The following is a 26,505-nucleotide window of genomic DNA, read 5'->3' as shown; positions in this document are numbered from 1 at the left end:
ACCGAAGACTTCTTGGCAACCAAGGCTGGACGCAGCAATTTAGATACTATTTGCATGGTACTGCTTGCGGTTGGAGAAGCATTTAAAGCCATTGACAAAAGAACAGAAGGAACATTTCTCGTTCAATATCCAGAAATTCCCTGGAAAAAGGTTTTTGGACTCAGAAACTTGCTAGCTCACACTTATTTTGATGTTGACGAAGCTCAGATTTTTAACACCTGTCACCATGACATTCCAGCGCTAGTGACTACGGTGCAAAAAATGATCCAAGACTCCCAAGGCCAAGACTGAGCCAGACGACCGGCATTGCTAGACTCTAGCGCGATCGGCTGATCAGCACGAAATCTTGATCCAGTGGGCTAGCCGCTGGGCCTTGTCGATCGCCCCCCCCAAGAACCGATTACTTAGTTTGGATCTCGTCGAACAGAATGATGGAAGGGCGATCGAGCGGGTTCAGAACGCCATCAAAGCGGGGTGGCATGGTTCAGTCCAGAACTCAAATTCCGTCCGGATCCCCATCATCACGCCACACTTCCAGATCCAAATCGTTGAAATATAGCAAGGCGCTTTGAATTTGAGCGTTGGAACCGCTGAGTTCTAGGTCAAACCAACCATCGCTCTCTTGGTCAGATCCCAGCAAGGCTGCCAGCACATTCACCGTCAGCCCAAACCGGGAAATGATGGTGGAAATGACGGGATCGGGACGATAGTTACTGGGCACACGGATGCGCACCCGGACTTGCGATCGATGCCCCGGTTCTGAGTCGATCGGGGAATTCGTGACCGGAGAATTGGTGTGGATGGGGTCAGTCATCGGATTGCCTCCCGTCCAAAATCGGGATTGTGGGAATGGTGCGGAGCGATCGCGCTGGAGCCGTTGAGATCCATGGGCGATCGCCCCCCAAAACCTATTTCTTGGTTTGGATCTTGTCGAAAATGGCTCCATCGGCAAAGAACTGCTTCTGGACGGCATCCCAACCACCCAGTTCCTTAACCGTGAAGAGTTTGGTCACCTTGCCAAAGCGATCGCTAAACTGCGCTTCAATGGCCGGGTCGATCGGGCGGAACCCTGCTTCCGCAAAGGCTTTTTGGGCTTCGGGGGTGTAAAGGAACTTCACGAAGGCTTCCGCTACCTCCCGAGTACCCCGTTTGTCCACCACCTGATCCACCACAGCCACGGGGCTATCGATCGAAATATTCGTCGCCGGAACCACGTAATCGACCTTTTGGCCCTTGGCTTGGGCCAACAGCAGTTCGTTTTCGTAGTTAATCAGCACATCGCCTTGGTTTTGCTTCAAAAACACGTCCGTGGCTTCTCGCGCATCCCGAGGCAAAATCGGCACGTTGGCATACACCGACTTCACAAAAGATTCCGCCTTCTCCGGCGTGCCGCCCGTTTGGGTCACCGCGCCCCACAGCACCAGGAAGTTCCAACGGGCCCCGCCCGAGGTTTTGGGGTTGGCGGTAATCACCTTCAAACCCGGCTTGGCCAAGTCGGGCCAATCTTTCACGCCCTTGGGGTTGCCCGGCCGAGTCACCAGCGCGGCCACGGACTTGTGAACAATCGCGTCATTCGGCGCTTCCTGTTGCCAACCGGGTTCAATTAACTTAGCCTTTTCAATTTTTTCCACATCCTGACCCAATGCCAGGGCCACCACATCCGCTTCCAAACCATCGATTACGGCACGGGTTTGGGAGCCAGAACCGCCATAGCTTTGGTTAATTTTGACCGTTTGGCCCCGTTCTTTTTGCCACTTTTCGACAAAGAGCGGAATGATTTTTTCATAGGCCGATCGGGTCACGGCATAGGACACCAAGGTAATTTCGATCGGTTCGTTATTGGCAGCCGATGCGTTGGCCGCTGGTGTGCCCGTCGCGGGCGAGCTACCGGCAGCCGGGGAGCCGTTGGCGTTGGGATTGTTGGAGCCAGTGCAGGCGGAAATCATCCCACTCGCGAGCAAACCCATGCCCAAGCAGGCAAGCAGGCGGCGGCGGCTGGGGCGATTTAAGCGAAAAGGCACAGTCACGATGCAAAACTCCTTGCAATTAACCCTGTTTAAGCGTGGGTCGCAGGGTGGGGTAAAAAAATCGGGGGTGGGGTGATTGTACGCCCCGAATTGAATTTCCAGTAAATCAGTCGGTTTACCGGAGATTAAATCGCCTCTGAGAATAACCCATGTTGATCCAAAAGTCCAGATACCCGATCGAGTTACCGGTGTTTTGATTGCAAGGGGCTTGGTCAGGGCAGCCACACCAGTAGAACTCGCCCCTAAAACCAGCGATAGCGCATCAGAATACTGAAACCGATGGCCACGGCGATCGCCCCCAGGAGCACCGATCGCAAGGGATGGGCATCGGGTGAAACCAGGCTGGTGGTGCTGGTGAACCGACCCTGCACGAGATTCAGGCTTTCCACGTCAATCCAAGGAATGCCGCCCCGCCGCAGCCAACCAGTGACCATCACGGGGCTGCCGATCGGGAGTTCTTGGCGACTTTGACGAATCAAGGTTCCCAGCCAACCCCAACGGCTGGCCAGGTGCAAGGGCAAGAGGCCGCTGGGGGTTTGTAGCCACAGATCTTGCCATAGTCCATTGGCCCAGCCCGATCGCCCCAGGAGTCGTCCTGATACTTTCACCATCACCGCATCGATCGGGAGGGCGTTGGGTTCGGCCAAGGCGCTGGCCAAGGGCGGCCCATCCGCATGATTAAAGATCAGGGGTAAGCGGCCGCGAATTTCTGGAAAGAAGGCATTCAGCCGCAGGAAAATCCCCAGTCCGCAACCCATCCAGGCCAGGCCCCACAGCAGGGAGCGATCGGCCCACATCCAGCCGATCGGATGATTCAACAGCCGCCCCAATCCCCCAATCACCCACAGCAGCAGCGCCACCCCCACGCCGGCCACCATGCCCACCCAAGGCCCGGACTGTAGCCACAGGGTTTGAGGGGTGGTGGGTCTCAGGGGGCGGGCCCGGGGCAAGGGTGGCAGATAGCGTTGTTGTTGGTCTTGGGCCGCTCGATCGCTGGCTTCAAATTCCGGTTCCAATCGCCAGCGCACGGCCAATTCCGCCAGGGTGGCCATTCGCTGGCCCGTGAGCGGATGGGTGTGATTGAGCTGGAGCCAAGTGCGATAGGGATTGCGTCGGCCCCAGGCCCACAGGGGTTCGGGGGGCGCGATCGGGTGGAAGCTGCCTTCAATGGCGGCGCAGGTGGGGCTGAAGGGCAACAACAGCTCGATCGCCACCAACCAAGGGGATAGGGCCCGGTTCGCGATCGCCTGTTCCGCCACTGCCGCACCGCACTTAACCAGGGCCCGCGCCAGGGCATTGGGATCCCCCGTTTCGGCGGCCCCGAGCCGATCGGCTTCGGCCTGGCGCGATCGACTCCAACCAAACAGGGCCCAACGCTCCACCCGATACAGCCCATAGGCCAGGGCCGACAAACCCACCGCCCCCAGCTTGGCGGGCCAAAGCTGCCAGGTTTCCGCCAATTGCGCCGCCCATTGATGCAAACCATAGGGCAGCAGCAACACCACCGTGGCCCAACTAGCGATCGCGCTGTCGCCACGATCAATTTGGCTATATTGAGCGGCCACCAAAGTTGCCAGTTCCCCATCACTCAGACCATCGATCGCCCCTTGACTAATGGCTAGGCGAGCTTGGGCCGGCAACCAACCATAGACCACCACCACCGGCAGATCCGTGGTTAGCAACCGGAGATAGGGAACCGGGCGATTGCGCGATCGCACCAGTCGCTGCAACAGGCGTGCCGTTTCCGGCCGCTGGGCAGACAGTTCTGAGAACTTGCGTGTTTGGCTACCCCAACGGTGCATCACCTCATCCAACAGCCAGGGCGACCCCAAAAACAGCAGCCCCAAGGCGATCCAAGCCGAAACCGAGGGATCATCGGTGATGTAGGGTGTAGCTTCTCCCCAAATGGGCAACCAAGGCAACAAAACCGACAGCCAATCCAACAGTTTGTTATAGGTGGCGGTTCCCAACAGGACAGACTGTTGCACGATCCAGGCCAAAAGCACGATCGCGATCGCCTGGCTCACCAACCGCTGACCCCAAGGCCTTGGGGTCAAAGCAGTGCGGCGATCGGCTCGGCCCCCGTTGCGCCATTGAACGCTATAGGGTTCGGGGGTTTGGGCATCCGTCGCCGCCGGGGGTTGCGCTTCCGGTGCAGTCGTCTCTACCGTTGTCACCACCGCCATCACGGCCGGCGGGCGATCGGGATTGGGAGACCAGGGTGGGGAACCGGCTACGGCACTTGGGGGACGATCCGATTTCAATGGGGATGTTGGTGCGGTTGTAGGGGCGATCGCTGGATTCGCTCCCGGGTCAGCGCTCGAAGATCCCGGCGTTGCAGATCCCGGCGTTGCAGATCCCGGCGAGGATCCCAAAGCCGAAGATCCTGAGGCTGGAGACCCCAAGGCTGGCGATCCGGGATGAGGATTCAACGCCACCCGCACCACCTGGGTTCGCTTCCCGATCGCCTGGGGATCCGTTAGGGGCACAAATCCCGCATTTCCCGCTTCCAGGGGCACAAATCCCGGATCCTCGGCGGCTTTGGGTTTTGGGGTGAGCGGCGGTGGGGGCGGCGGCTTCAGTTGCGATCGCGCTTGGGTTGCCCATTGGCGCACCTGGGGGTTGGGATGGTTCAGCAGCGATTCACAAAGGGCGATCGCCTTGGCCCATTGCCCCACAGCTCGATAAGCCCCCACCAGGGCCGCCTGGGCCCGAGCCTGCTCTGCCCCCGTCAAGGTGGCGCTGGCCGTTTCCAATGGGGCGATCGCCGCCGCCGGTTTCCCCTGCTTCAGGGCCGCCAAACCCGCTTGGAGCTGCGATCGCGCCCCCTCTGCCCCCAACTCCGCCATAGTTTCAACCCAAAACTAGCCAACCCAAGACGCAGAATTCGACGGTTGCTCAACCGTTCAACTTCCGAATCCAAATCTAAAGGCTAGTGTGCCCATCAGGCTCCCCCGGCCGCCACCGATAGACCCGTAAATTGACCCGATCGGCTGCATCAAACTGCACCCCCTCCCGTTCCAGCAACGCCCGCTGCAAATAATCATTGCCCTGCCGAAACGGTGAGTAGGAAATTTCCCCCCGCGCATTCACGACCCGTTGCCAAGGAATGTCTCGATCATCCCCCGCCACCCGCGCCAGGGCATAGCCCACTAACCGCGCCTTGCCCGCCAAGTTGGCCAGCTTGGCCACTTGCCCATAGGTTGCCACCTTGCCTGGGGGAATTTGCTGAACCACCGCATAAATTTGGGCATAAACCGTCATTGAATTGCCATTGCTCCTCAACCGCCCGATCGCTATTCAAGCCGATACTCAAGCCAATATCAAAGCCAAAATTCAAAATCAGACTTTCAAGATATTCGCTAAGATTTCAGCCAGTTTTCACCTAGGGCTGAAAGCGGCCACCACCGCCACCAGCCATATTTTTAAATTGCGTAAACTGCGAATCAAACAGTAGGCGTACTGTGCCCGTTGGGCCGTTACGGTGCTTGGTCAGCAACACTTCTGCAATTCCCCGATCAGGAGTATCTGGGTTATAATATTCTTCTCTATAAAGCATTAATATTAGATCCGCATCTTGTTCGATCGATCCAGATTCGCGTAAATCCGACATCATTGGTCGCTTATTTGTTCGTGATTCTACACTACGACTGAGCTGAGATAGGGCCAAGATTGGCACATTTAATTCCCGAGCCAGGGCCTTGAGCGATCGGGTAATTTTTGACAGCTCCTGTACCCGGTTATCTCCGCCTCCTTCCATCAATTGCAGGTAATCAATCACAATTAGTCCCAATGCGCCGCCGCGTTCCGCTTGCAGGCGACGAGCTTTTGATCGCATTTCTGTAATTGAAATATCCGCTGTGTCGTCAATATAAAGCTTCAGATTAGAAAGACCTTGAATGGCAGACCCAATTCGCCCCCATTCGTTTTCGCTAATCCGTCCCGATCGCAGGCGATTACTTTCAATTTGCGCTTCGCTGGAGAGCATCCGATACATTAGTTGCTCCTTCGACATTTCCAGACTGAAAATGGCGATCGGGAGGTTATGAATTGCAGCCACATTGCGAGCCGCATTCATCACAAAACTGGTTTTGCCCATTGAGGGCCGACCCGCCACAATGATCAAATCCGATCGCTGAAATCCTTGAGTCATCGCATCTAGATCATAGAAGCCGCTGCTCAGTCCCGGCATCTGAGATTCCAGGGCCCGACTTTCCAGCTCAAAGAATGCTTCCGAGAGAATCACCTCCGCAGAAGTCAAATCGTTTTTGGCTTTGGATTGGGTGATATTAAACAGGCGCTGTTCTGCGCGATCGAGCAATTTTGCCAACTCTTCCCTATTGTCAAATGCCAACTGCGCAATATCACCGCCCACGGAAATTAGTTGTCGCCGCACATATTTATCGGCAATCAAAAGGGCATAGCGATCAATATTGACTGCGCTAACGGTGCGATCGAGCAGTTGCGATATTTTTTGCGAGCCGCCCACTTTTTCTAAGAGGTCTCGATCCTTCAACCAAGTGGTCACCGATAGCAAATCCGTAGGATTGCCCCGGGCGTGCAATTCACGCATGGCTTCAAAAATGGTGCGGTGGGCACTTAAATAAAACGCCTCCGGTGTCAGAATTTCAGCAACGCGGTTCATCGCTTCCGGATCTAGCAAAATGCCGCCGAGGATCGACTCTTCCGCGTCAATATTTTGCGGCGGCAGTCGATCGCTCACGGTCGAAAAATCAAGCGACTCACTCATATTGCAAACAAGTTTGATCGATGGGTTCGCGATCGCAAAAATAAAGAAAATAGGGAATCTAATAGGAAATTCAGGGCCATGCGCATTCTGATCGGCACTATGCCACAGAAATGGGGGCTGGAACTAGCCAGACCCCCATGGGCGTGAGTTGCTCGGAATCCCGCTGGGGATCTGAGCGATGGATAGGATATTCAGGACAGGCATGATGGAGAGCGGGCCACCAGCGATCGACCATGAGCGATCGCCTAGCTGATGTGCCCAGACATCCCGGCGGCAATCCTACTCAGCAATCACTTCGATCGTCGCCGTTGCCACCACTTCCGGGTGCAACTTCAGCGACACCGTGTACTTGCCCAGCTTGTTGATTTCGGGCAAGGTCATATCGCGGTGATCCAAATCGATCCCGGCGTATTCCTTCACCTTGTCAGCCACTTCGCGGGTGGTCACAGTTCCAAAGATCGCATCGCCTTCGCCCACCGACTTGGCAATCCGCAGCGTGCCCACGGTAGACAGAGCCGTTTTGTTGGCTTCTGCGCGTTGTTTTTCTTCAATCTTGCGTTGGCGCTCGGCCTCGCGGCGGCGCTCCACTTGCTTCAAAATTCCAGGGGTTACGTTAACGGCTGCCCCCTGAGGCAGCAGGTAGTTGCGGGCATAACCGGGAGCCACTTCTACCAAATCGCCGGTCTTACCCAGCTTGCTAACGTCTTTGCTCAGAACTACTTGAACTCGCTTAGCCATGGTTGAGGATATCGTGTGTTGGGCTGTTGATGGGCGGGTCGCTGGGTAAGCACTCGGGCACTGCGCAATTACGGTGTAGGAGCGATGTCACGCGCACCGATCGCGCCCCACTCAACAAACTTTTAGACATTGCCAGACAAAAGGCAATTTCCAATATTAACAGCTATGTCGAGCTTGGCAGCAGTCTGAGGACGAAGATTCATCAGCGAAGCCTGGCGGAAATTGTCTAAATCCTTAGCGTGTGCCCGATCCCTGGCTGCGGCTGGGGCCGCCGGAGTCTGGAGGGGTGGGCGCTGGCTGTTGGGCGGCCGCTCGCACTAACCAACTCTGCTCGGGAGAACCGGCCAGGGCAAAGCGCTGGCCCCGACCCAGCCAAGACCAGGGTTCCACCACCGCCAACAGCCCCCAAGCCAAAATCACCATTCCTTTGATCAGGGGTTGCGATCGATCCAGGATCGCAGCGGATCGACTTTCGCCCATGACCAATCTTGCTGATTCCCCTTCCGATCGGTGCATGAGTCGTTGGGGGCGAACCACTGTCCTTCGATCGCAACAGTCCAACATCACAAACCTCCCTAGTGCTTTCAAAAACACAAATTAAAGGGCGAAGCTTAACAAGCAATCAAACCGAAACTGAATGGTTAATGGTGATTTTTGAATAGCAATGATTCATTTCAGGCATTCATTTCAGTCATTTATTTCAGTTATTCATTGTTGCAATCCATTAAAATCATGAATTGCAAATCATCAATCGCAAATGATTGATCACAAGCGGCTGATTACAACGGTTAACAGCATGGTTCACAAGCTGATCACAGTTGGTCACGGTTGGTCAGAACCGCTACCACCCAAAAAAATTGATGACCTAGCGGGGGATGCTCCCGATCGTGATGTTGGTTTCCAAACAGTCCATCAAATTACGAAACAATCAACAAACATCATGATCAGAGTGATCTTGACTGATCTTTGATTGTCCAAGCTTGATGATGAAAACTAAGTTAATGGAACCTAATTGGCACAAACTCAGTCAGTGGTCATCAAACTCAGGCTTTCAAAGGTTGCAATCAAGAGTCGTAACCCAAAATTGCAGCTTCAAGTTACAACTTGTAATCGCGACTCAGAATCTTGACCCCGAATCTCAACTCAAGATTGCAACTCAAGATTGCGGCTTAAAATCGCAACTTTAGGGCTGCTTCTACGGTTTCGTGGGCAAGCTTTGGAGCTTCGGTTTTAGCACTGATTTTACGCATTGACCATAGCCCTCTAGTAGTACCGTAGAACGGATATGAGTAACTCATCAGATCTCTTGGGAATTCTGAAGAAAATCTTAATATCCACCATCATAGCCACTACTAGTCTGGTGAATTTCCTGTGCCTCGACCGCTAATTCACCTCAGCACAAAATGCCTGAAGCCTTTGCCAAAGCTGGGTTTCCAGGATCAGTAGGTGGACTTTCTTATATCTGATAAATTGCTCAATTAAACCCACAATTATTCCCGACTACGGCCCCATCGGGCCGAGCCGCAACCGTCGCCCAAGCTCCGTGCTCCTATTCCGTACCCCCGTTCCGTGCCCCTGTTGCGCCTAAGTTTCCCATTCCCAATCAGGGCTAATCATCGAAGAAAAATCCGGTTCATTAGCCCTGAGCGGGATTGGTTAAACTTTTTGAGCAATTCATGACATGGGATTAAAGAAAATACCAGATCTTGGCGAAAATTCGTAAAAATTCAGAGACGATCGCCTGTGGAAATCCTGCAAGTGATTAATGGTTGGCGATCGGCGCTTTTTGCTGCGGCTAGGCTGCTTGTTGCGGCTATTGATTTAACCACTCCATGAGTTCGGTGGGGCTGAGTCCCAAATCTTTGGCCAGGCGATCGGTGTCGCTGCTGCCGCCAGCATCGCGGATTTCGGCCAGTTCTTGCGCCGATCGCCCCACAATTCGGGCAATGTTTTTGAGCTGCCCGTCATTAATCGGCCGCCCTTCGTAAATATCCTTCAGCTCGGGAGGCGAAAGACGATAGGAATCGCAAAATTGCACAAATTCTTGGCTCCCCATGCCCAGGGCGGCTTGGCGATCGCGCAGCAGGTAGGCAATGGCGCGGGGGCCGCTGGTGGGGCGAATGGTGGTTTCCAAGTACCGCAACATCAGTTGGCCCACCTGTTGGGAGTTGCCGCCCATTTTGGCCACCATGTCGGAGCAAAGGCGCTTGAAAGCTAAGCGCAACACAGTGTTGGTCGCCTCTAGTTTCTTTTCGCGATCGAACAGCTCAGACAACTGGTTAGCAAATTCACTGGTGCACCATCCCACCTCTTCGCCGTTGATGGTGAGGCTGGAATACCAACGCTGGGGGCCAAATTGCACCTTGGGGCTGTCTGTCGCCACGATCGTCTCCTTATGCAAACGCAGGTATATGCAGGGCCTGAAAATCCTGAAAACACTGAGCGGGTTGGGTCGATCGGGGTTCGGGGCGTTGGCGACGCAGAATTCTGAATTCGCAGCTTGCCTTGGCCTTGGTCGATGCAACCCTCTCCATCATCATCATCCATGATCCACTCTGACCATTGAGAGATCATCTCAGAGATTATCCCCGGCCCTTCAGCATCATGGATGATCAAAACCAGGGACGATCAGACGATTAAATGATTTTCTAACGATTTTATGGACGATTGAATGCTGATTGGATGATTTGTTAATGATTATGGGGATTTCAGGCGAAACTGGCCGCGCTCGCCACCGAAAGCCCCAACCACAAGCGGCGGCCGAAACGCCCAAAACCGCTTTTTCGATGTTTTGCAATTAACTTTCGGGCAAATTGGGTCGATCGAGGGGCCGACAAAAGGTTTCGACTCCTTGATGGCTGACCCACAGAACCACGGGCAACAGCAACACGGCCGGACAGGGGGGCTGATCATCCAAATAGCCCAGGGTGGCTGCGATCGCCCCTTGGGCTAGGGATTGGCGAACCGGTTCTTGCACGCAGAGCCGGGCACGACATCGCTTGGCCAAGCCTTCCAACCAACCATCACTGCGATCGGGCTGTTGACCGGCCCGAATGGCCAGGGCGATCGCCGCATCTTCGAGATCGCCTTCACAATCTTCAATCTCTGCCAGGGCCTCCAAAGCAGTGGGATATTCTGCTAACTCAACCCGCAGTTGGGCGATCCTGTCCGTTGACACTACCAAACGATTTTCGTTGCTCATAAAATCCGCAATTCGTCCGCAATCGATCGGCCTGCCTCAGTCCAGCACCCGCGAGCTAGAGACTGGCGACCCCTTCTAGCAACCAACATCAACAGAAGTATCAAACAGAAAAATCAACCAGAAAAATCAACCAGAAGAAATATCAAACCGATCATCAACTCATCAACAAAAACGTTAGCCAAGCCCATGCATTCAACCATTGACCCAGCCCATGCATTCAACCATTGACCCAGCCCATGTACTCAACCATTGACCCAGCCCATGTACTCAACCAACTCAGTGATTTAGTTCGTCTAGTCCGCCGGTCAAGGCCAATGGTCAAACCCATGGGCCGCTGCCCGTTTAGTACAAATACACTTCGCCCTGTTCGGTCACGTTCACGTAGTTCACATCGTGATCAATATTGTCGGTGGCGGTTAACACCAGTTCCAGATCGCCTTGGGGGGTCACGGTGGGGCGGGCCAACAAAAAACCGCGATCGGCCCGATATAACACCAGATTGCTCGGGGTGGGCAACATCTCCAAAACGCTGGTGGCGCGATCGGGAGAGTCTAGCTGACCGGTCAACAGGCGATCGCCCGTTACGCCAATCACCTCAAAGGCCACCTTGGCATTGGTGAAATTCACTAACCGCACAGTCACCTTGCCACCCTTGAGGGCCAAGCGCGAGGCGGGCAATGGAAAACGAGCTGGCAAGGGCAGCCGGTTTGCTTCGGCGCGCGTGTTGGGGCTGTTGGGCACGGCGCGGGCCGGTGCGGGGGTGGGGGTTTGGGGACGGGCTGGCGGGCTGGCGGGCTGTTGGCCAGCGGCACAGGGACAAGCGCACTGGCATTGGCCAGCGGCCGGTGGCCGAGGCGGGGCCGTTTCCGCCGTCACGGACTGACTTAAACCCAAAACACCGCCATACAGAAGGGCCACCGCCCCGATCGCTCCCATGCCCGATCGCCCCAGAAAACGCCGTACCATCGCTTTACTCCTCAAAAATCGAAAAAAATCGAATACCCACCACAAGGTTGTCTCAATGCAGCATCAAGCGACATCTGAATTCAATCAAACTCAAACCAGAATCAAACTCAAATCTCAACGAGGCCGATGAGGACCCTTGGGCCCATCCTCTCGCCAAGGCGGAATCAGGGTTTGAAGACCCGATCGAAGATCGTTAAATCGAAGATCGTTAATTAGCCCTCAAGATCCTCATCCTAGAGATCCTGAATCCGAGAGATCCTAGGGCTTTTGGAACTCCCAAGGCTTCCGAAAATCTTCCGCCGGCACGCCTTGCAGCGCCTTCAGCATAAACTCCCGCCAGATGGGAGCCACATAGCTGCCCCCCGTGGCCCCATAGCCGATCGGGCGGTAATTGTCATTCCCCGCCCAAACCGCCACCGACAGTTGCGGCACATAGCCCACAAACCAAATATCCCGCTCTGAGTCCGTTGTGCCCGTTTTGCCCGCCGCTGGCCGGCCAATATTGGCCGTCTTAGCCGTGCCGTTGGTAATCACCCCCCGCAGCGTATCCGTGAGGGTTGCCGTCGCCCAAGGATCCAGCACCAATTGCGGCCGGGGCGTGTTGTCTAAGAGCACTTTCCCGCTGCTGTCGGTCACCTGCACAATAAACGTGGTGTCCGAATGCCAGCCATTATTGGCAAACGTGGCATAGGCTCCCGCCATTTCCAACGGGGTCACGTCCTCCGACCCCAACGGCAAGGACAGCACCGGCTCCAGCGGGCTTTGGAAACCCAACAGCCGACAGGTCTCAATCACCTTGTTCAGCCCCACCTCCTGGCCCAGGCGCACCACGGGAATATTCAACGAAATTTCCAAGGCCCGCCGAATCGAAACCGAGCCGGAAAAGCCGCCCCCGTAGTTTTTGGGTCGATACATCACGCCCCCATCGTTGTAGCTGACGGGTGTGTCATTCACGGCAGAATTGGGCGTGTAACGGCCGGTGGCAAAGGCCGCGTAATACACAAAAGGTTTGAAGGCAGATCCCGGCTGGCGCATGGCCTGAATGGCCCGGTTGAACTGGCTCTTGCGATAGTCCACGCCGCCCACCATGGCCTTCACGAAGTGGGTGCGCGGATCCACCGCCACCAGGGCCACTTGATCCGCTCGCAACCCGCGCGATCGCATCCGGGCGTGGGCCGCGCTGACGGTGGCCTCAGCCATGGTCTGAAAATCAAAGTCCACGGTAGTTTGGATCCGCATCCCCCCCTTGAACAGATCTTCGCGCCGGAAGCGTTTCTTTAGCTCTTGGGTCACCGCCTCGGTCACGTAGGGCAGCTTACTGGACTGGAAGGAAGTGCTTTTACCTAAATTCAGCGGTTGATTGCGGGCGGCCAACTCCTCGGCGGGCGTGATCCAACCCAAGTCCAGCATTCGCCCCAGTACGATCGCCTGGCGTTGCTTCGCTCGCTCGAAGTTCAGAAACGGACTGTAATCCTCGGGAGCTTGGATCAGGCCCGCCAGCATGGCGCTCTCGGCCAGGTTCAAATCGGCGGCCGCCTTGCCAAAGTAGCTGCGGGAGGCGGTTTCAATGCCGTAGTTATTGTGGCCCCAATAAACTTGATTGAGATATAGCTCTAAAATTTCGTCCTTTTTCAGGATTTGTTCCAAGCGCAGTGACAAAACCGCCTCGGCCACCTTCCGGCTAATTCGGCGCTGGGGTGACAGAAACAGGTTTTTGACCAACTGCATGGTCAGGGTGGAGCCACCTTCGGAGGTGCGCCCTCGCTCCAGGTTGGTGACCAGGGCCCGCATAATGCTGCCGGGGTTGATGCCAGGGTGCTGATAGAAGCTGCTGTCTTCGATCGCGATGACGGCTCGCTTGAGGTGGGGCGAGATTTGATTTAGGGGGACCACGACCCGGTTGGCTTCGTCGTGCAAGCTGGCCAGCACACGCCCTTTGATGTCGTAGATATAGCTGGTTTCGCTGGGAGTGTAGGTTTGCAGAATCCGCACGTCCGGTAGGTTGCGGAAGCTAACGGCCAAGCCCACCAAGGCTCCGGCCACGGCGGCGCTGCCCAGCATGGTGACGGTCAACAGGGTGCCGCCGGTAATTTGCCCCGCTCCAACGACCAAACGCCACAGGCCCGGGCTGGGAGGCTCGATCGGGGGAGATGGGGCGGGTGTTGATCGGGGCAAGGGGCGAACTCCCGATCGGGGACGACGGGGAGAAGGCTTGTGTGAAACGTTGGAAGACACAGGCGAAAGCAGGCTCCTAACCGATCGCGATCGATGGAATTGCACCGTATCCTAGCATTTGAATTTGTGGGTCAAGTTTAAGATCTCAGCCCTGCGGGGCCAGGAGCGCGATCGGTGACGATTCAGGAATTGGGTTTGCTGTTGGGGTCAATTGTGGCCAGCGTGGTGGGGCAATTTTTGCTAAAAGCAGGGGCCCTGCGCTTGGGCAAAGTGACCGGCGACAACTGGCTCAGTCACTTGCTGTCCATGGTCACCACCTGGGAACTGGTGGCAGGGCTGACGGCCTATGGTCTTGGGGCGATCACCTATATCCTGCTGTTGACCCGAGTTAAGCTCAGCATTGCCGCCCCTTCCGTCTCCCTGATCTACGTGTTCACGGTGCTGATCGGGGTGGTGGCCTTTGGGGAATCCCTCCCGATCGCCCGGCTCGTCGGCGTTGGACTGATTATGACTGGGGTGGTTTTGGTGGCCTCTCAGTCCTAGGGAACAGCTTGAGTCTTTTGGGTTTTGGATCCTGGGGTCTCGACGGCTACCCGACCCGGCCACCAAAACTGATTGGGCAAGCGATAGGCCCGCGCCTGATTGGTATCAAAGGCCCAAGCACTCAACTCCGTTGGCTCCGCTGGCAATTCTTCCGGCGTGAAAGCCGCTTGCCAACCCGAAACTCGAAAATCAGCCCCAAGCTTGCGGGCCACATCCGGCCGCGATTCCGTTACCCAAGCGAGGGCGATCGGGCGATCGACCTGGGTTTTGGGATCCCGTGCCGCCAGAATCACCACATCAGCCGATCGCCTCGATCGCCGCAAAATCGCCCACCCCTTCGCCACCCAATGGGGCAATTCAGGATGACTCACGGGGCGTTGTTGATCCTTCAAAACCACCTTTGATTGCCAAGTCCAGCTATCCCACTGTCCTTCAGCCACACCCGCCAAATCCCGGGAGCCAAAAGCTGCCAAATTGGGCGCTTCGATCAGGGGAGGATTAATCACCCCCAAATCATTCAGCGGTCGCAAATATTGCCTCAACAATTGCAGATCCGGGTGAATCTGCTGCAAACCAAATGAATCATAAACAACGGGAAATAAAGTAATACAGGCTTTACCCAACCGTAATTGTCGATTCAAGATTTGCATTCCTCCCAAACCGGCGCGGTAGCTGTTAGACTCCAAAATTAGCCACAATCCCAATAGAAAAGCAGCTCCCCAAGAGAACCAGCGCCAAAATTGGTTGATTTTTAGGCTGTTGAAACCAGCTCTAGAACTCGTTCTGGAAGCGATTGTTGAATCGGCTTCAGCAGCAATCCCTTGCGCAGGCTTCAGAGCATATAAATTGCTTCGACCCAGGCTAGTGACAATCAGCCCAGTAATAGCAACCCACAAATAATTAGAAACCGTAATATAGCGCGGAGAAAATGCCTGCTCAATCCCAAAGCCCACTCGTCCCAATGACGTAATGGTTCCACTCAGAAGGCTATAGCTGCCCAAAGATAGCCAAGGGATCATGGCCATCAAAGTGCTGTGGAAATTTGGGTGATCGCCTGATTTCTGAAATTGTTGCCAAGCACTCCAAGCGTAAATAGCCACACCCCCCACAAAAGCGATCAGCGCAAAGGCTCCCAAGACCTGAGCCAATTGCTGATCAGAAAAGCTCAGGGGCGCACCCAGAAAGCCCAAAAAATATTGCACGAGCTTGAATGGATCTTCTAAGCCCGACAACAAACTTGGCGAATCGGGTGGTTTCACATAGCCATGAAAATAAAAAATCAACGTCCCAGAAAAGCAGGCCAGCCAACCCAACAGAAAAGCCCATGCCTTGCGATTAGGTTGTTGCCAAATTCTAAAACCGATCGGGATTAAGGAAATTAACCAAAAGGTCATGCCATTGGCAAATGTGAAGGTGGCAAACCAAGCCAAACTCACCATGGTCAGGAAAATTTGCCATTGGGGTTGATCGCCCCGCATCAACAGCAACATGCCCACCAAGCAAGCAGGTGTCACAAACATGATGTATTGCAGACCCCACAGCAGATTTTCGTACTGCAATGGGCTACAAAGAATTGTGGCAGTTACGGCGGTGGCAACAGCAACTAGACTCGGTTCGTTAGGAATTGAAAATCTGAGCAGGCGATGAATACCCAACAAAATGAGTAATAGAAGCGTGATCGTTAGTCCCACTTCGTAAGCAGCGTTCCAGTGAGTTAATTCTGCTAACCCAACAAGTATTAGGCGTGGAAAAAATTTGCGACTTTCATTGTGTTGAGCAAACAAACTTTCAAGCGTTATGTTCCCATGCTTCCAAGCATGAAAATAAACTCCGATCATCCAACCATCAAAAAAGGGAATATTGACGACATATTTGGCTAGCCAATGCAGCAGCAGTGCAACGGGTACACCAGCCATTCCATAAATCAAGAGGTTGGCTGAAGAAATTCCCATGAAGTGGGATTGATTGACCCAGTTTTGCAAAATCGAAAAACATTGAAGGCGTTTTTTGAGAGTGATTAACCAAGAATTTAGGATGGTCAACATTGATTCTTGAGCTGAGTTACTGAGTCTCAGAGTTGTCTAATTTTTAGAGAAGGTTTGAACAGTGTCAGATATGAATTTTTGAACCATAGGCACAACAAAACCAGGGATCTACATCCCTTGTTTGAGTTGGTTACTTGCGCAATTACGGGCTTAGGATCAGCCGTTTAGACATTTCCTAAGTCCGTGAGTTCCCGTCACTGTAGCGCGAGTTCTGTCCTTTCACCGATCGCAACTCGAAAAAAAACGCCACCGAGTCAAACTCGATGGCGATTTGCTTCCCTGGGTCAAGCCACGGATCCCGAAAAAGCGGGTGAATGTGCCTAAAATTTCACTCCGATTTCCTGGGTCTTAATGGCTTTGAATGCAATCAGAACGCTGACTGAGCCATGATCTAGTAGGAACTGAGGCCCCTTGAATGGAGCACCCGATCGCCCTGTTATGCACCCTGACGGTCAACAGTTGAGGGTCGATCGAGGTCGATCGCAGGGCCAGTTCCTCAGATGGCAGACAAAGTGAGATGCGGTAGATGCACGATGCACCCCGATTGAGGGGCAGAATCAGAGCTTGCGATCGCCTGAGTGATCGATCGCAATTAATGGAGGAGTTGGGCCTGCATTCACGGTTCGATCAGGTAGGCCAACTCCAGGCAGATACAGCTTGGCAGATGCAGAAGAAGGGAATGAACCCGAACTTTGGCGGAGACTGTGTAGATGCAAAAGTCGCCTGAGCGAACCTGATGAGTGGGAGAGCCTTGGCGACCATCGTGATCAACGGCTCATTTGCGGAGGCTGGTTGAGGACGCAGAACCTTATGAACCCAAGATCTTATGAACCCAAGATTTTGAACTCAAGAACTGGCCGGCTAAACCGCAATTCCGCAAGGGCGTTGCTGACGATGACCCCACACTTCAACTCAAAACGCCCACCCCTTTTGGGGAATGGCAACGGCGTTGAGGCAATTGACCCTAAACCCTCATTCAGCAACTTCCCAAGGAACTTGCAAGAAGTTTGAGTTAGTGTTTTGCCTTGGGTTTGAGTATAGCAACTTTTTTCCGAGAATTTACGGAGATTACTCAATTTTTTTGAGAAGTCCCGGCAAAGCCTGCTGCTTTTCTCCGTACAGGTTCTGGGGGTGATCGCACAGTCTCAGACGCAAAAATTGTTACCGGCCAATCTTTTCGGGCTTTGAGCTGTTCGATTCAGCATTCGTCACTCATTTCTTGGCGGGCAATGCATGTATTAAAAATTACTTCAAAAACCGTTACAAATTTCACGCCCCATGAACGGGATGAGCGGGATAATCTGCCCGCCCGCCCTGGCATCCTTACCATCCCCAAGTGCCGGGCGATCCTTTGAAGGGGCCAACAATCTCAGAGGTGATCCAGCCGCCATAAAAATCACCGGGCTGGGCCTGCACCAGCTCGCCATCCACATAGCAGGCATCCACGTAGCTCGGGTAAATTGCCACGTAGTTTTGAATCTCGGCAAAGGCGGGAGTCGGCGCGGGATAGAACCAAGCAGCGGCCTCGGCCCGGCGATCGCCCACTTGAATGCTGTAGTACCGGGCGGCCCCTTTCCACTCGCAAAAGGTCGATCGGGCAATTAGCTCAAAATATTCCTGCCGCAAATCCTCTGGGGGAATGTAATAAACCGGCGGGTGGCTGGTTTCCAAAACCCGTTTCGCTTGGTGGGTTTCGGCAATCACCACACCATTGAACTCCACCCGAATTTGCTTACCCGAGTCTTCCCAGCGCGGCGGCCGGGGATAGTCCCACACGGATTCTTGGCCAGGGCCGGGAACCATTCGATCGGGATGTGCCATCACTCAAAACCCCAGTTGAATCGTTTTGTTGAATTTTGCCGCTGAATCCTTTGAAAGTCACTGGGAATCGCCTGAGTGCAACCACCCCCAGCCCAAACACTGCTACGACATCGCTTTGCTAGACTGAGAACCGGGGCTTAACGTTTCTTAAAACCCAAGCCCACAGCAGAAAATTTTCATCGGTTTCCTGGGGCCACCCCCCTTGATCACCCCCTAATTCTGTTTGCTGCCCTTCGCACCGTTTGAGGAATCATTACATGGCTCCAACTTTGCTGCTGTCTCGGGATGTGCCCGAGTTGCGTTACCTGCCCACGGTCGATCGCTTCGATGAAAGCTGGCGATCGCCCCTTTCGACCTTGTTGGGTTGGGGGCGCGCCGCCGGAGCCGATTTTGTGGAATTTTTCCTGGAGCGCAGCAACTACATCAACTGCCTGGCCGAAGACGATGCCATCACCAGCATTGCCCCCCGACTGGCCACCGGCGCGGGGGTGCGCGTGTTTCGTGGCCATGCCGACTGCTACGTCAGCACCAACGATCTGACCTTTGCCGGGTTGCGATCGGCCTTGGAAAAAGCCCTGGCCATCCTGGGGTTGAGCCTGCCGGGCCCCAACGCCTACATCCCCGAAGTGAACCTGGAACCCCTGCGGGACTACGTGGCCACCAAGGGCAAGGACGCTTGGTTGGGTCAATGTAGCTCCATGAAGGAGATGGGCGAGGTGCTGCTGGCGGCCAATGACGCGCTGGCCAAGCAAGGCAGCCATGTGCAATCGAGGCGATCGAGCTATTTTCGCGACTGGCAAGAAGTGTTGGTGGCCGCCAGTGATGGCGTGTTTGCCCATGACATTCGCCTGACCCAATCGGTGGGGTCAAGCTTGCTCTGTGCCGATGGGGCCAATCGATCGTCCATTGGTCAGCGGGCCGGCGATGCCAGCAATCCCCAATTCTTGCGGGATTGGGACTACGAAACCTTCACCAGTAGCATTGCTGAATCGGCGGGCAAAATGCTCTACGCCGACTATGTGGAGTCGGGCAACTATCCCGTGGTCATGGCCAATGCCTTTGGCGGCGTGATTTTCCACGAAGCCTGCGGACACCTGCTGGAAACCACCCAAGTGGAACGCAAAACCACGCCATTTTGGGACAAGAAAGGCGAAAAAATCGCCCATGAAAATTTGACCGCTTGGGATGAAGGCTTGAGCGACAACGCCTTCGGAACTCTGGATATGGACGATGAAGGAATGCCGGTGCAGCGTACCTTGCTGATCGAAAACGGCATTCTGAAAAACTTCATTTCCGATCGCGCGGGCTTTGTGAAAACCGGCCATCCCCGCACCGGCAGCGGCCGCCGTCAGGGCTACACCTTCGCCGCCGCTTCACGGATGCGGAACACCTACATTGCCCCGGGCAAATTCTCGATCGATCAGTTGTTTGGCTCAATCGATCGCGGCATTTATTGCAAGCGGATGGGCGGCGGCAGTGTCGGCCCCACCGGTCAATTTAACTTCGGCGTAGATGAAGCTTACCTGATTGAAAATGGCCAGCTCACCAAACCGCTGAAGGGCGCAACCTTGATTGGGGAAGCCGTAGAAATCATGCAGAAAATTTCCATGTCTTCCAATGATTTGGCCCTGTCGCCGGGGTTCTGTGGATCGGTCAGTGGCAGTGTCTATGTCACCGTGGGTCAACCCCACATCAAAGTGGATGCAATTACCGTGGGAGGTCGCTAAGTCGTGGCAATTTCAATTGAACAATTGGCAACGGATGCCCGCGATTTGGCAACCAATTTGGGCATCAAACAATTTGATTTGTACGGATCATCAGTGGATGAAACCAGCGTCAAAGTGCGCGACGGCGAGCCGGAACAGGTGAAGGCCTCCCAGCGATCGGGCGTGACCGTGCGGGTTTGGAACCAAGATGGGCGCGTGGGCATCACCTCCACCACCGACATCGATCGAGCCGGGCTGGAACTGGCCCTGCGCACCGCCAGCGAGGCCAGCGCCTTCGGAGCCACGGACAATGTGCCGGACTTCAGCCCCGAAGCCACCCAGCCGATCGATGGCAACACCAGCGACATGGCCCCGCCTGCCCCGATCAACACCTTGATCACGGCCCTGGCCGATGCCGAAAAACGGCTGCTGGATGCCCACCCGGCAATCACCTCCGTGCCCTACAACGGCCTCTCCCAAAGCGACACGGAGCGGTTTTATCTGAACAGCGAAGGGGCCCTGCGGCACGAGGCCCGTTCGATCGCCTCCATGTACCTCTACGCCAAAACCGATCAGGAAGGGCGCAAACCCCGCAGCGGCGGCGCATTCCGCATGGCCCGCAGCTTCGATCGCCTCGACCTAGAAGGCTGCCTGCAAGAGAGCACCGAAAAAACCCTCAGCCACCTGAACTACGACAAAATTCAGTCGGGCAAATATCCGGTGGTCTTTTCGCCCGAAGCCTTCCTCAGCTTGCTGGGAGCCTTTTCCAATCTGTTCAACGCCCAGAGCATTTTGGATAAGCAAAGCCTCTCGACCCCGGATTCGCTGGGGCAAACCCTGGCCGCGTCGATCCTGTCGCTGGCGGACGACGAACACCACCCCGGCAACATTGGCGCAAGCTGGTTTGACGGCGAAGGCACCCCCACCCGCCGCATCCCGCTGATCACCGATGGGCAACTCAGCAACTTCCTGCACAGTGCCGGAACCGCCAAGCGCCTGGGCGCACAACCCACGGGCCACGCCAACATGGGCGCAAAGGTGACGGTCAGCCCCGGCTATTGGCACGTGTTCTCAAACCAACCGGGAGACCTACGCTTGGCCGATGCCGAGCAGGTAATCTTGGTGGACGATGTGAGCGCGCTGCACGCGGGGGTGAACGCCCTGGAGGGATCGTTCTCGCTGCCCTTTGATGGCTGGTTGGTGAAACGGGGCGATCGGGTCAGCATCGAGTCCGCCACGATCGCGGGCGACATTCGCGACCTGCTGAAGTCGATCGTCTGTGTGGAACCGGAAGCCGAGGTGCTCCCCGGTGGCACTTGCCCACGCATTTGGGTGGCGGAACTGTCGATTACGGGCGACTAGCAATTTAATTAGGGCGATCAGTTGGGAGTAGCCCCTTGCTGCCCCCAACTGCATCCCCATCTCCTAGCGATCGCCATGGTTGCTAATTTCGATCGATGCGGCGGACCCCTATTTTTATCCCGATGGAGTTGTCACTTGCGATCAGCGCGATCGCCAGGCCACCAGCCTGATTAGCCATCCCAAGCTGATTATCGAAGTGCTGTCACCCAGCACAGCCCGGTTCGATCGCACTGAAAAACTTGCCGATTACCGAACCATTCTTAGCCTGACTGAGAAGGATAACCCCTTACCGAAACGATGAAATGGTTGGTTTTTTTGGGGGCTTCACAAGGGGCCGTTGCCCCCTGTGAAAACGAGAGACCCGAGCGAGAGGAACCGCTCTAGACCAGTAGGAACCGACTGGCGATCGCGCTGGCTTCCGCCGTTGAGCGACCGCGCAACACCCCAATCAGTTCATCACCGCCGCTGAGGCCCGCCGTACCGTCATTGTCGATGAACAGACCCAGGGCCGTGGCATCCACGGTGGTGGTACCGAGAACGTAGGTGGCTCCGCTGGCCAGTTGCAGGCGATCGTCCGTGGGGCTGAAGTCCGTGATCAGGGCGTAGTCACCTAAGCCGGGATTGCTGTTGTTGGTGTTGCTGTAAAACGCGCCGCTGCTGTTGCCCAACACAAACAAATCGCTACCGGCTCCGCCGACGAGGGTGTCGATTTCGCCAGCGCCCCGGAGACTGTCGAGGCCCGCGCCCGTCAGGGTGTCGTTGCCCAGGTCGCCCGACAGGGAATCTCGGCCCAGGTCGCCAAACAGTTGGTCATCGCCCTGGCCACCAAACAAAACATCGACATCTTGGCCGCCGCGCAGGAAATCGTTGCCTTGGTTGCCGTAGAGGGTGTCGTTGCCCTGATTGCCTGCGAGGCTGTCGTTGCCCTGGTTGCCGAAAACTAGGTTGTCGCCACCCCGTGCATCGAGTCGATCGGCGGCGTTGGTGCCGCGAAACGCCCGCGCCACGGGTAGGGCCTCATCAAACCGGATCAGACCCAATCGCACGGGGGTGACTTCCGTTTCAAAGGGCACGGTGCCGTTACCGGGCAGGGTGTCGGCCGCCAAGCCGAAGTCGTTGTCGTTGACGATCGCGAGGGTGTTGGCATCAACCCGCGCCAGGCCTTCGGGTTTGTCCACGTTCACATAGCCCGCTTCTGCGGCGTTCACGAGCAGCCGCTTGGCAACGGGTTCAATGCCGGCCGCTTTTAGTTCTGCGTAGGTTAGCTGCTCGATCGTTTTGCCGGGGGGCAGTTGACGCAAGTTGGCGGGGGAGTTGATGTTGGTCGCGCCAGCTAGGTCGATCTGATAGATCAACTTGTTGGAGCTGGTGTCGGTCAGGTCGTCGCGTTCAATGACGGCAAATTGACCGCCCCCGATCGCCACGGCATCCCCAATTTTGTCGGTGCGGCCATCGCCACTGCGGGTGATGTCATCGAGGATGTAGAGATATTCGGCGGTCACTTCGCGGGTGCTGATGTCCAACTGCACAATCCGCAGGTTGCGCGATCCTCGGGAGGTGGTGTCGGCGGTGCTGTCGGGATTGTCGATCGCGCTTTGGATGAAGGCATAGAGTTTGTTGCCATCCAAGGCCACGGCTTCAAATCCTCGATTGGCCCGTCGCGACCCATAGACGGCGGGTAGGATTTCCGTGCCAAATGTGCCGGCGGGTTGTTGAGCGGCGGCGGCGGTTCCTTGGGGAATGAAGCGGTTTAGGAGTTTGCCGGTGCGATCGAACTGATAGATGGCGGGGCGATATTCATCCACCATCCAGAACGACCCATCGGGGGCCACCACCACCCCTTCCGAGTCAATGCCTACGGGGTCGTTCGTGAGCCGGTTGCCAAACAAGTCCACGGGCACTTCATCCGTGTAGGCTGTGCCTGAGGCGGCCGCTTGCAAATTGGGCAGGCCGGTGATCGGGCGATTGTCGGCGGCCTTCAGTCCGATCGTCTCGGTGAGGGTGAAGGCGCGAGTGGCCGGATCCAAAGAAAAGCGAATTAACTGCGGCTGAAAATCGGGCAGCGCAAAGGGGCGCTCGTTGCCGGGCACGTCGCGCAACAGGTTGGTGGGTTCACCATTGGGGCCGCGATCGGTATGGGTCAGGAATTGCAACCGCCCGTTGGCATCTCTTCCCTCGAAGGCTAACCCGGAAAACCCGCCCAGAAAAATCTGTTGACCGGGAGTGGTTTGGGAAGGGTTGCGGGGGTTGGTCGTGGCTGTTGTGCCCAACAGCGGACGGTTATTCCAATCGAAGGTCGAAATTGTGGTGGCCATACAGCACAGGAAACAACAGTGGGCAGAAGCTCCCGAACGATCGAATCGCGCCTTGGAGCTTGGCCACTCTATCGGCCTGGGCTTAAGCAACCATTAACACTAGATTGCTGTTTGCTTAATCTGCGCAGTCCGGCTCAAGGCCGCTGATCCCAGGGCAACCGATCGCCCCTGCTCAAACCTGCACCAAGGCATCCCAACGGCGAAGCGTTTTTGCCGATCGCAGCAAGCGCCGAGGGAGCGATCGCCCGGTCAGGAAGTTCATCAACCAGGGGGACTGGTTCCAGCGATTGATCCGACGAGACAGGACAAACTCCTGATCAAACAGTCGTTGCAAATCGCGATCGTAAGCGGAGAGGGCTGCGCGATCGAACTGGCCAACCCGGATGGCCGTTGCGGTCACGGCTGCCGCCAGCCGCCCCGAGTCGATCGCCTTGGCCGTACCAAACCCCGTTAGCGGATTGCACAGGCCGGCCGCGTCACCCGCCAGCAACACCCGATCGCCCGATCGGCGGATCTGGGCCGAGCCGCCAAAGGTCATGGGCCAGGTTTCTGGCTCACTGATGGGTTCTGCGGTTGCCAAGCGTTCCCGCAACCAGGGTTTGGCGGCAATCACTTCCGACAGCAACCCGGACAGGCGGGCGGAGTCGTTGCCAATTCGATCGGCCCTAGTGCCCAAGCCAACTTTGAACCGCCCATGGGCCAAGGGAGCGATGAACAAAAAGCCCGGCAAGAGGGGCTGAATGTAGTGTGCTTCGATGTGGGGCTGCTCGAAGCCGGCCACGTTGCGGTAGTAGCGGTGGAGTGTCAGGGCCCGATCGGTGGGGTCTTCGGTTTGGTTCAGCAACAGACTGGCCACGCGCGATCGGGCCCCATCGGCTCCAATGACGAGCTTGGTGTGCAGGGTTTCCGTTTGCTCACCGATTTTCACCACTGCCGCCAACCGATCGCCCGCCGGTTCCAGGGTCACCAATTCACAGCCCAGCCGCAGATCCGCAGTCGATCGATCCACAAACCCCAATAGCAGGGCATCCATGGCCTGGCGATCCATGGTGTAAATCGGGGCTTGGTCGGCCGGGTGGGGCAGGGGGGGTTGGTAGCGATCGCCCCGATCGCTGAAAATCCAAGCGCCGGCCGGACAGGGCAACAGGTCGGGGCTGGCGAGGAGGGCTGCTGCCAAATCAGGGCGATTGAGGCGATTGAGCGCGGCCAACAGATCCTGGCCAAAGGCGTTGCCGTCCACTTTGTCGCGGGGAAAAACGGCGCGATCGATCAGCACATGGTCAATTCCCCGCTGACTGAGGGCGATTGAGCTGGCCACGCCTGCCGGCCCAGCTCCGACAACTAAAACATTGGTTTCCATAGCAGTGGATTGAAGGGCAAATCTTTTTTGAAGCTTGAATACTGTCTATTGATCTTCTTAGATTGCCCGATCGTCAACTTGCCAAAATTGGAGGCACTGGGGTCTAAAAACTCAAAAAAATGGGCGATCGGCTATTCCACGATTTCGCCCAAATATAGCCGCACGAAATCCCGCGCTGCTTCTGGATTTAGCTTTTTTAAGGCTGTGACGATCGCCACGATCGTTGCGCCTGTGGGATCGCTCAGCTCATGAACCCAACGATAGGGCACTGATCGCCGCAACCCCAGCTCAACAGCCAGTCGATTTTGGCTGATGTTGTGGATTGCTCTCAGTGCTTGTCCGGCACGTCCCATGCCCTCGATCGTCGCAAAGGTTGGAGTTTCCGTGAATGCGCTCCCGATCGCTAACGCTCCTCTAAGAATTCGCCCAAATATAACCGCACAAAGTCCCGAGCGGCGGCTGGATCAATCTCCTGAAGTGCCTGAGCCAATTCGTAAACCCGTTCAGCGGTTGGGTCGCGCACCTCGTTGCACCAGCGATAAACGTTCGAGGTGCTAATTTCCAGGGCTGAGGAGACCTTTCCCTGAGTAATTCCGTAAGTCTCGAGGACTTGCTTGAGTGCTTTGCCTGCTTTCCCCATGCCCCAATCTTGCCGTTGTCGTTGAGTTGAACAGTGGGTGGGGCGATCGGCTATTCCACAATTTCGCCCAAATATAGCCGCACGAAATCCCGCGCTGCTTCTGGATTTAGCTTTTTTAAGGCTGTGACGATCGCCACGATCGTGTCACCGCTAGGGTCGCGAACGCCATTGCACCAGCGATATACGGTGGTTCGCTCGATATTCAATCTGGCGGCGAGAGCGTACTGACTGACCTCGTGCGAGGTCAAAACTTGCTTTAAAACTTGTCCGGCTTTCCCCATAGGCTCAATCCTCTCAAAAGCCTATAGGTTTCGTAAATTGGCTACCATTTGGACTAGTAAATTGATCGGTTGACGTATACAGATTGGACTATTAAACTTAAGACAAGTCCAAGTAAGTGAGATTTGACAAAGCTGTTGTACGTCCCACATTCAATGGGGGATAGAGACTGATGCCTCATTGATCTTGCTTTGCTTGTGCCAACGGCCAATTCATTTCAGGAGGAACGGCCATGACGACTGTAACTGACTTTGTGGAAACGCCGATCGCCCCGGAATCCTTGACTGAGGGGCAATTCGCGCTCGATTCCCTGCCCGCGCGATTGGATGGGCGCGAAACGGTGAAAGTGATGGTGATTGGGTCGCCGCGTGCGGTGGAAAACACGATTCGGGTGTTGTATCTGCGCGGCTTTGCGGAGTTGTATGAGTGGTCACCGATGCAGCCGACCCAAAATCCCGGTGAGGTGATGAGCTTGCTGAGGCGGCTGTTGTCGTTGAGTTGAGCAGTCTAGAGTAAGGCTCGAATTTGACCGATCGCGTTGCTGAGGAGTTGAGCAGCGCGATTCGCGTTATCGCC

Annotated in this window: 23 protein-coding genes and 1 pseudogene; 6 read left to right on the top strand and 18 right to left on the bottom strand. The window is 55.7% G+C overall.

Annotated elements, in window-relative coordinates:
* Window positions 1-12: 12 nt before the first annotated feature.
* Window positions 13-291 carry a DUF86 domain-containing protein gene (locus tag H6G52_RS08555; RefSeq protein WP_190527725.1) on the top strand — a complete coding sequence of 93 codons (279 nt, stop codon included), beginning with the start codon at window positions 13-15 and terminating at the stop codon, window positions 289-291.
* Window positions 292-496: 205 nt separating this feature from the next.
* On the opposite strand, the gene H6G52_RS08550 is transcribed toward H6G52_RS08555, so the two are convergent.
* The 11 genes from H6G52_RS08550 to H6G52_RS08500 form a co-directional block, all read right to left on the bottom strand.
* Window positions 497-814, bottom strand: coding sequence for an NIL domain-containing protein (locus H6G52_RS08550; protein WP_099533912.1), 318 nt, complete (start codon window positions 812-814; stop codon window positions 497-499).
* A 94-nt stretch (window positions 815-908) separates the two neighbouring features.
* Window positions 909-1,967 (bottom strand): sulfate ABC transporter substrate-binding protein, encoded by a 1,059-nt coding sequence (locus tag H6G52_RS08545; protein WP_099533920.1) that lies wholly within the window; start codon window positions 1,965-1,967, stop codon window positions 909-911.
* A 302-nt stretch (window positions 1,968-2,269) separates the two neighbouring features.
* Window positions 2,270-4,876: a M48 family metalloprotease gene (locus H6G52_RS18765; protein ID WP_190527723.1), complete on the bottom strand. Its 2,607-nt coding sequence runs from the start codon at window positions 4,874-4,876 to the stop codon at window positions 2,270-2,272.
* Window positions 4,877-4,952: 76 nt separating this feature from the next.
* Window positions 4,953-5,291, bottom strand: coding sequence for an MGMT family protein (locus tag H6G52_RS08535; protein WP_190527721.1), 339 nt, complete (start codon window positions 5,289-5,291; stop codon window positions 4,953-4,955).
* A gap of 121 nt (window positions 5,292-5,412) precedes the next feature.
* Window positions 5,413-6,777 (bottom strand): replicative DNA helicase, encoded by a 1,365-nt coding sequence (dnaB, locus tag H6G52_RS08530; RefSeq protein ID WP_190527719.1) that lies wholly within the window; start codon window positions 6,775-6,777, stop codon window positions 5,413-5,415.
* Between the two features lie 279 nt (window positions 6,778-7,056).
* The gene (rplI, locus tag H6G52_RS08525) at window positions 7,057-7,515 is read right to left on the bottom strand and encodes a 50S ribosomal protein L9 (RefSeq protein WP_099533812.1); all 459 of its coding nucleotides are present in this window, start codon (window positions 7,513-7,515) and stop codon (window positions 7,057-7,059) included.
* A gap of 234 nt (window positions 7,516-7,749) precedes the next feature.
* Window positions 7,750-8,079 (bottom strand): hypothetical protein, encoded by a 330-nt coding sequence (locus H6G52_RS08520; RefSeq protein WP_190527717.1) that lies wholly within the window; start codon window positions 8,077-8,079, stop codon window positions 7,750-7,752.
* Window positions 8,080-9,328: 1,249 nt separating this feature from the next.
* Complete coding sequence (locus tag H6G52_RS08515) at window positions 9,329-9,898, bottom strand: hypothetical protein (protein ID WP_190353708.1); 570 nt, start codon at window positions 9,896-9,898, stop codon at window positions 9,329-9,331.
* A gap of 414 nt (window positions 9,899-10,312) precedes the next feature.
* Entirely contained in the window at window positions 10,313-10,693 is a 381-nt protein-coding gene (locus tag H6G52_RS08510) for a hypothetical protein (protein ID WP_234406971.1), read from the bottom strand.
* A 366-nt stretch (window positions 10,694-11,059) separates the two neighbouring features.
* Window positions 11,060-11,683 (bottom strand): hypothetical protein, encoded by a 624-nt coding sequence (locus H6G52_RS08505; RefSeq protein WP_190527715.1) that lies wholly within the window; start codon window positions 11,681-11,683, stop codon window positions 11,060-11,062.
* A gap of 258 nt (window positions 11,684-11,941) precedes the next feature.
* Complete coding sequence (locus H6G52_RS08500; RefSeq protein ID WP_347278284.1) at window positions 11,942-13,804, bottom strand: penicillin-binding protein 1A; 1,863 nt, start codon at window positions 13,802-13,804, stop codon at window positions 11,942-11,944.
* Between the two features lie 228 nt (window positions 13,805-14,032).
* Between H6G52_RS08500 and H6G52_RS08495 the strand changes: the two genes are divergently transcribed.
* Window positions 14,033-14,401: an EamA family transporter gene (locus H6G52_RS08495; RefSeq protein WP_190527713.1), complete on the top strand. Its 369-nt coding sequence runs from the start codon at window positions 14,033-14,035 to the stop codon at window positions 14,399-14,401.
* Here the strand turns inward: H6G52_RS08495 and H6G52_RS08490 are convergent.
* Entirely contained in the window at window positions 14,398-15,960 is a 1,563-nt protein-coding gene (locus H6G52_RS08490; RefSeq protein WP_190527711.1) for a hypothetical protein, read from the bottom strand. The genes H6G52_RS08495 and H6G52_RS08490 overlap by 4 nt on opposite strands.
* 1,809 nt (window positions 15,961-17,769) lie before the next feature.
* The gene (locus H6G52_RS08485) at window positions 17,770-18,267 is read right to left on the bottom strand and encodes a DUF427 domain-containing protein (protein WP_190353711.1); all 498 of its coding nucleotides are present in this window, start codon (window positions 18,265-18,267) and stop codon (window positions 17,770-17,772) included.
* A 257-nt stretch (window positions 18,268-18,524) separates the two neighbouring features.
* Between H6G52_RS08485 and H6G52_RS08480 the strand changes: the two genes are divergently transcribed.
* The 3 genes and pseudogenes from H6G52_RS08480 to H6G52_RS08470 form a co-directional block, all read left to right on the top strand.
* Window positions 18,525-19,994, top strand: a complete 1,470-nt coding sequence (locus H6G52_RS08480) for a TldD/PmbA family protein (RefSeq protein WP_190527709.1) — start codon at window positions 18,525-18,527, stop codon at window positions 19,992-19,994.
* A gap of 3 nt (window positions 19,995-19,997) precedes the next feature.
* On the top strand, window positions 19,998-21,335 hold the full coding sequence (locus H6G52_RS08475; RefSeq protein WP_370567684.1) for a TldD/PmbA family protein: 1,338 nt from the start codon (window positions 19,998-20,000) through the stop codon (window positions 21,333-21,335).
* 97 nt (window positions 21,336-21,432) lie between these two features.
* A pseudogene (locus H6G52_RS08470) lies at window positions 21,433-21,609 on the top strand (Uma2 family endonuclease); the annotation flags it as partial.
* A gap of 106 nt (window positions 21,610-21,715) precedes the next feature.
* Here H6G52_RS08470 and H6G52_RS08465 read toward each other — a convergent pair.
* From H6G52_RS08465 to H6G52_RS08445, 5 genes are all read right to left on the bottom strand, one after another.
* Window positions 21,716-23,650 carry an esterase-like activity of phytase family protein gene (locus tag H6G52_RS08465; RefSeq protein WP_190527705.1) on the bottom strand — a complete coding sequence of 645 codons (1,935 nt, stop codon included), beginning with the start codon at window positions 23,648-23,650 and terminating at the stop codon, window positions 21,716-21,718.
* Window positions 23,651-23,822: 172 nt separating this feature from the next.
* Complete coding sequence (locus H6G52_RS08460; RefSeq protein WP_190527703.1) at window positions 23,823-25,010, bottom strand: NAD(P)/FAD-dependent oxidoreductase; 1,188 nt, start codon at window positions 25,008-25,010, stop codon at window positions 23,823-23,825.
* 131 nt (window positions 25,011-25,141) lie between these two features.
* The gene (locus H6G52_RS08455; protein ID WP_190353700.1) at window positions 25,142-25,363 is read right to left on the bottom strand and encodes a helix-turn-helix transcriptional regulator; all 222 of its coding nucleotides are present in this window, start codon (window positions 25,361-25,363) and stop codon (window positions 25,142-25,144) included.
* Window positions 25,364-25,413: 50 nt separating this feature from the next.
* A complete protein-coding gene (locus H6G52_RS08450) occupies window positions 25,414-25,650 on the bottom strand; it encodes a helix-turn-helix transcriptional regulator (RefSeq protein WP_190353699.1) in 237 nt (78 codons plus the stop codon).
* A gap of 50 nt (window positions 25,651-25,700) precedes the next feature.
* A complete protein-coding gene (locus tag H6G52_RS08445) occupies window positions 25,701-25,931 on the bottom strand; it encodes a helix-turn-helix transcriptional regulator (RefSeq protein ID WP_190353698.1) in 231 nt (76 codons plus the stop codon).
* Between the two features lie 230 nt (window positions 25,932-26,161).
* On the opposite strand from H6G52_RS08445, the gene H6G52_RS08440 reads away from it, so the two are divergent.
* Complete coding sequence (locus H6G52_RS08440; protein ID WP_190353697.1) at window positions 26,162-26,431, top strand: hypothetical protein; 270 nt, start codon at window positions 26,162-26,164, stop codon at window positions 26,429-26,431.
* Window positions 26,432-26,505 lie beyond the last annotated feature (74 nt).

Source organism: Limnothrix sp. FACHB-881, from assembly GCF_014698135.1.
Classification (GTDB): Bacteria; Cyanobacteriota; Cyanobacteriia; order CACIAM-69d; family CACIAM-69d; genus CACIAM-69d.
The sequence above is the reverse complement of the archived record's forward strand: the minus strand, read 5'-3'. Positions and strand labels throughout refer to the sequence as shown.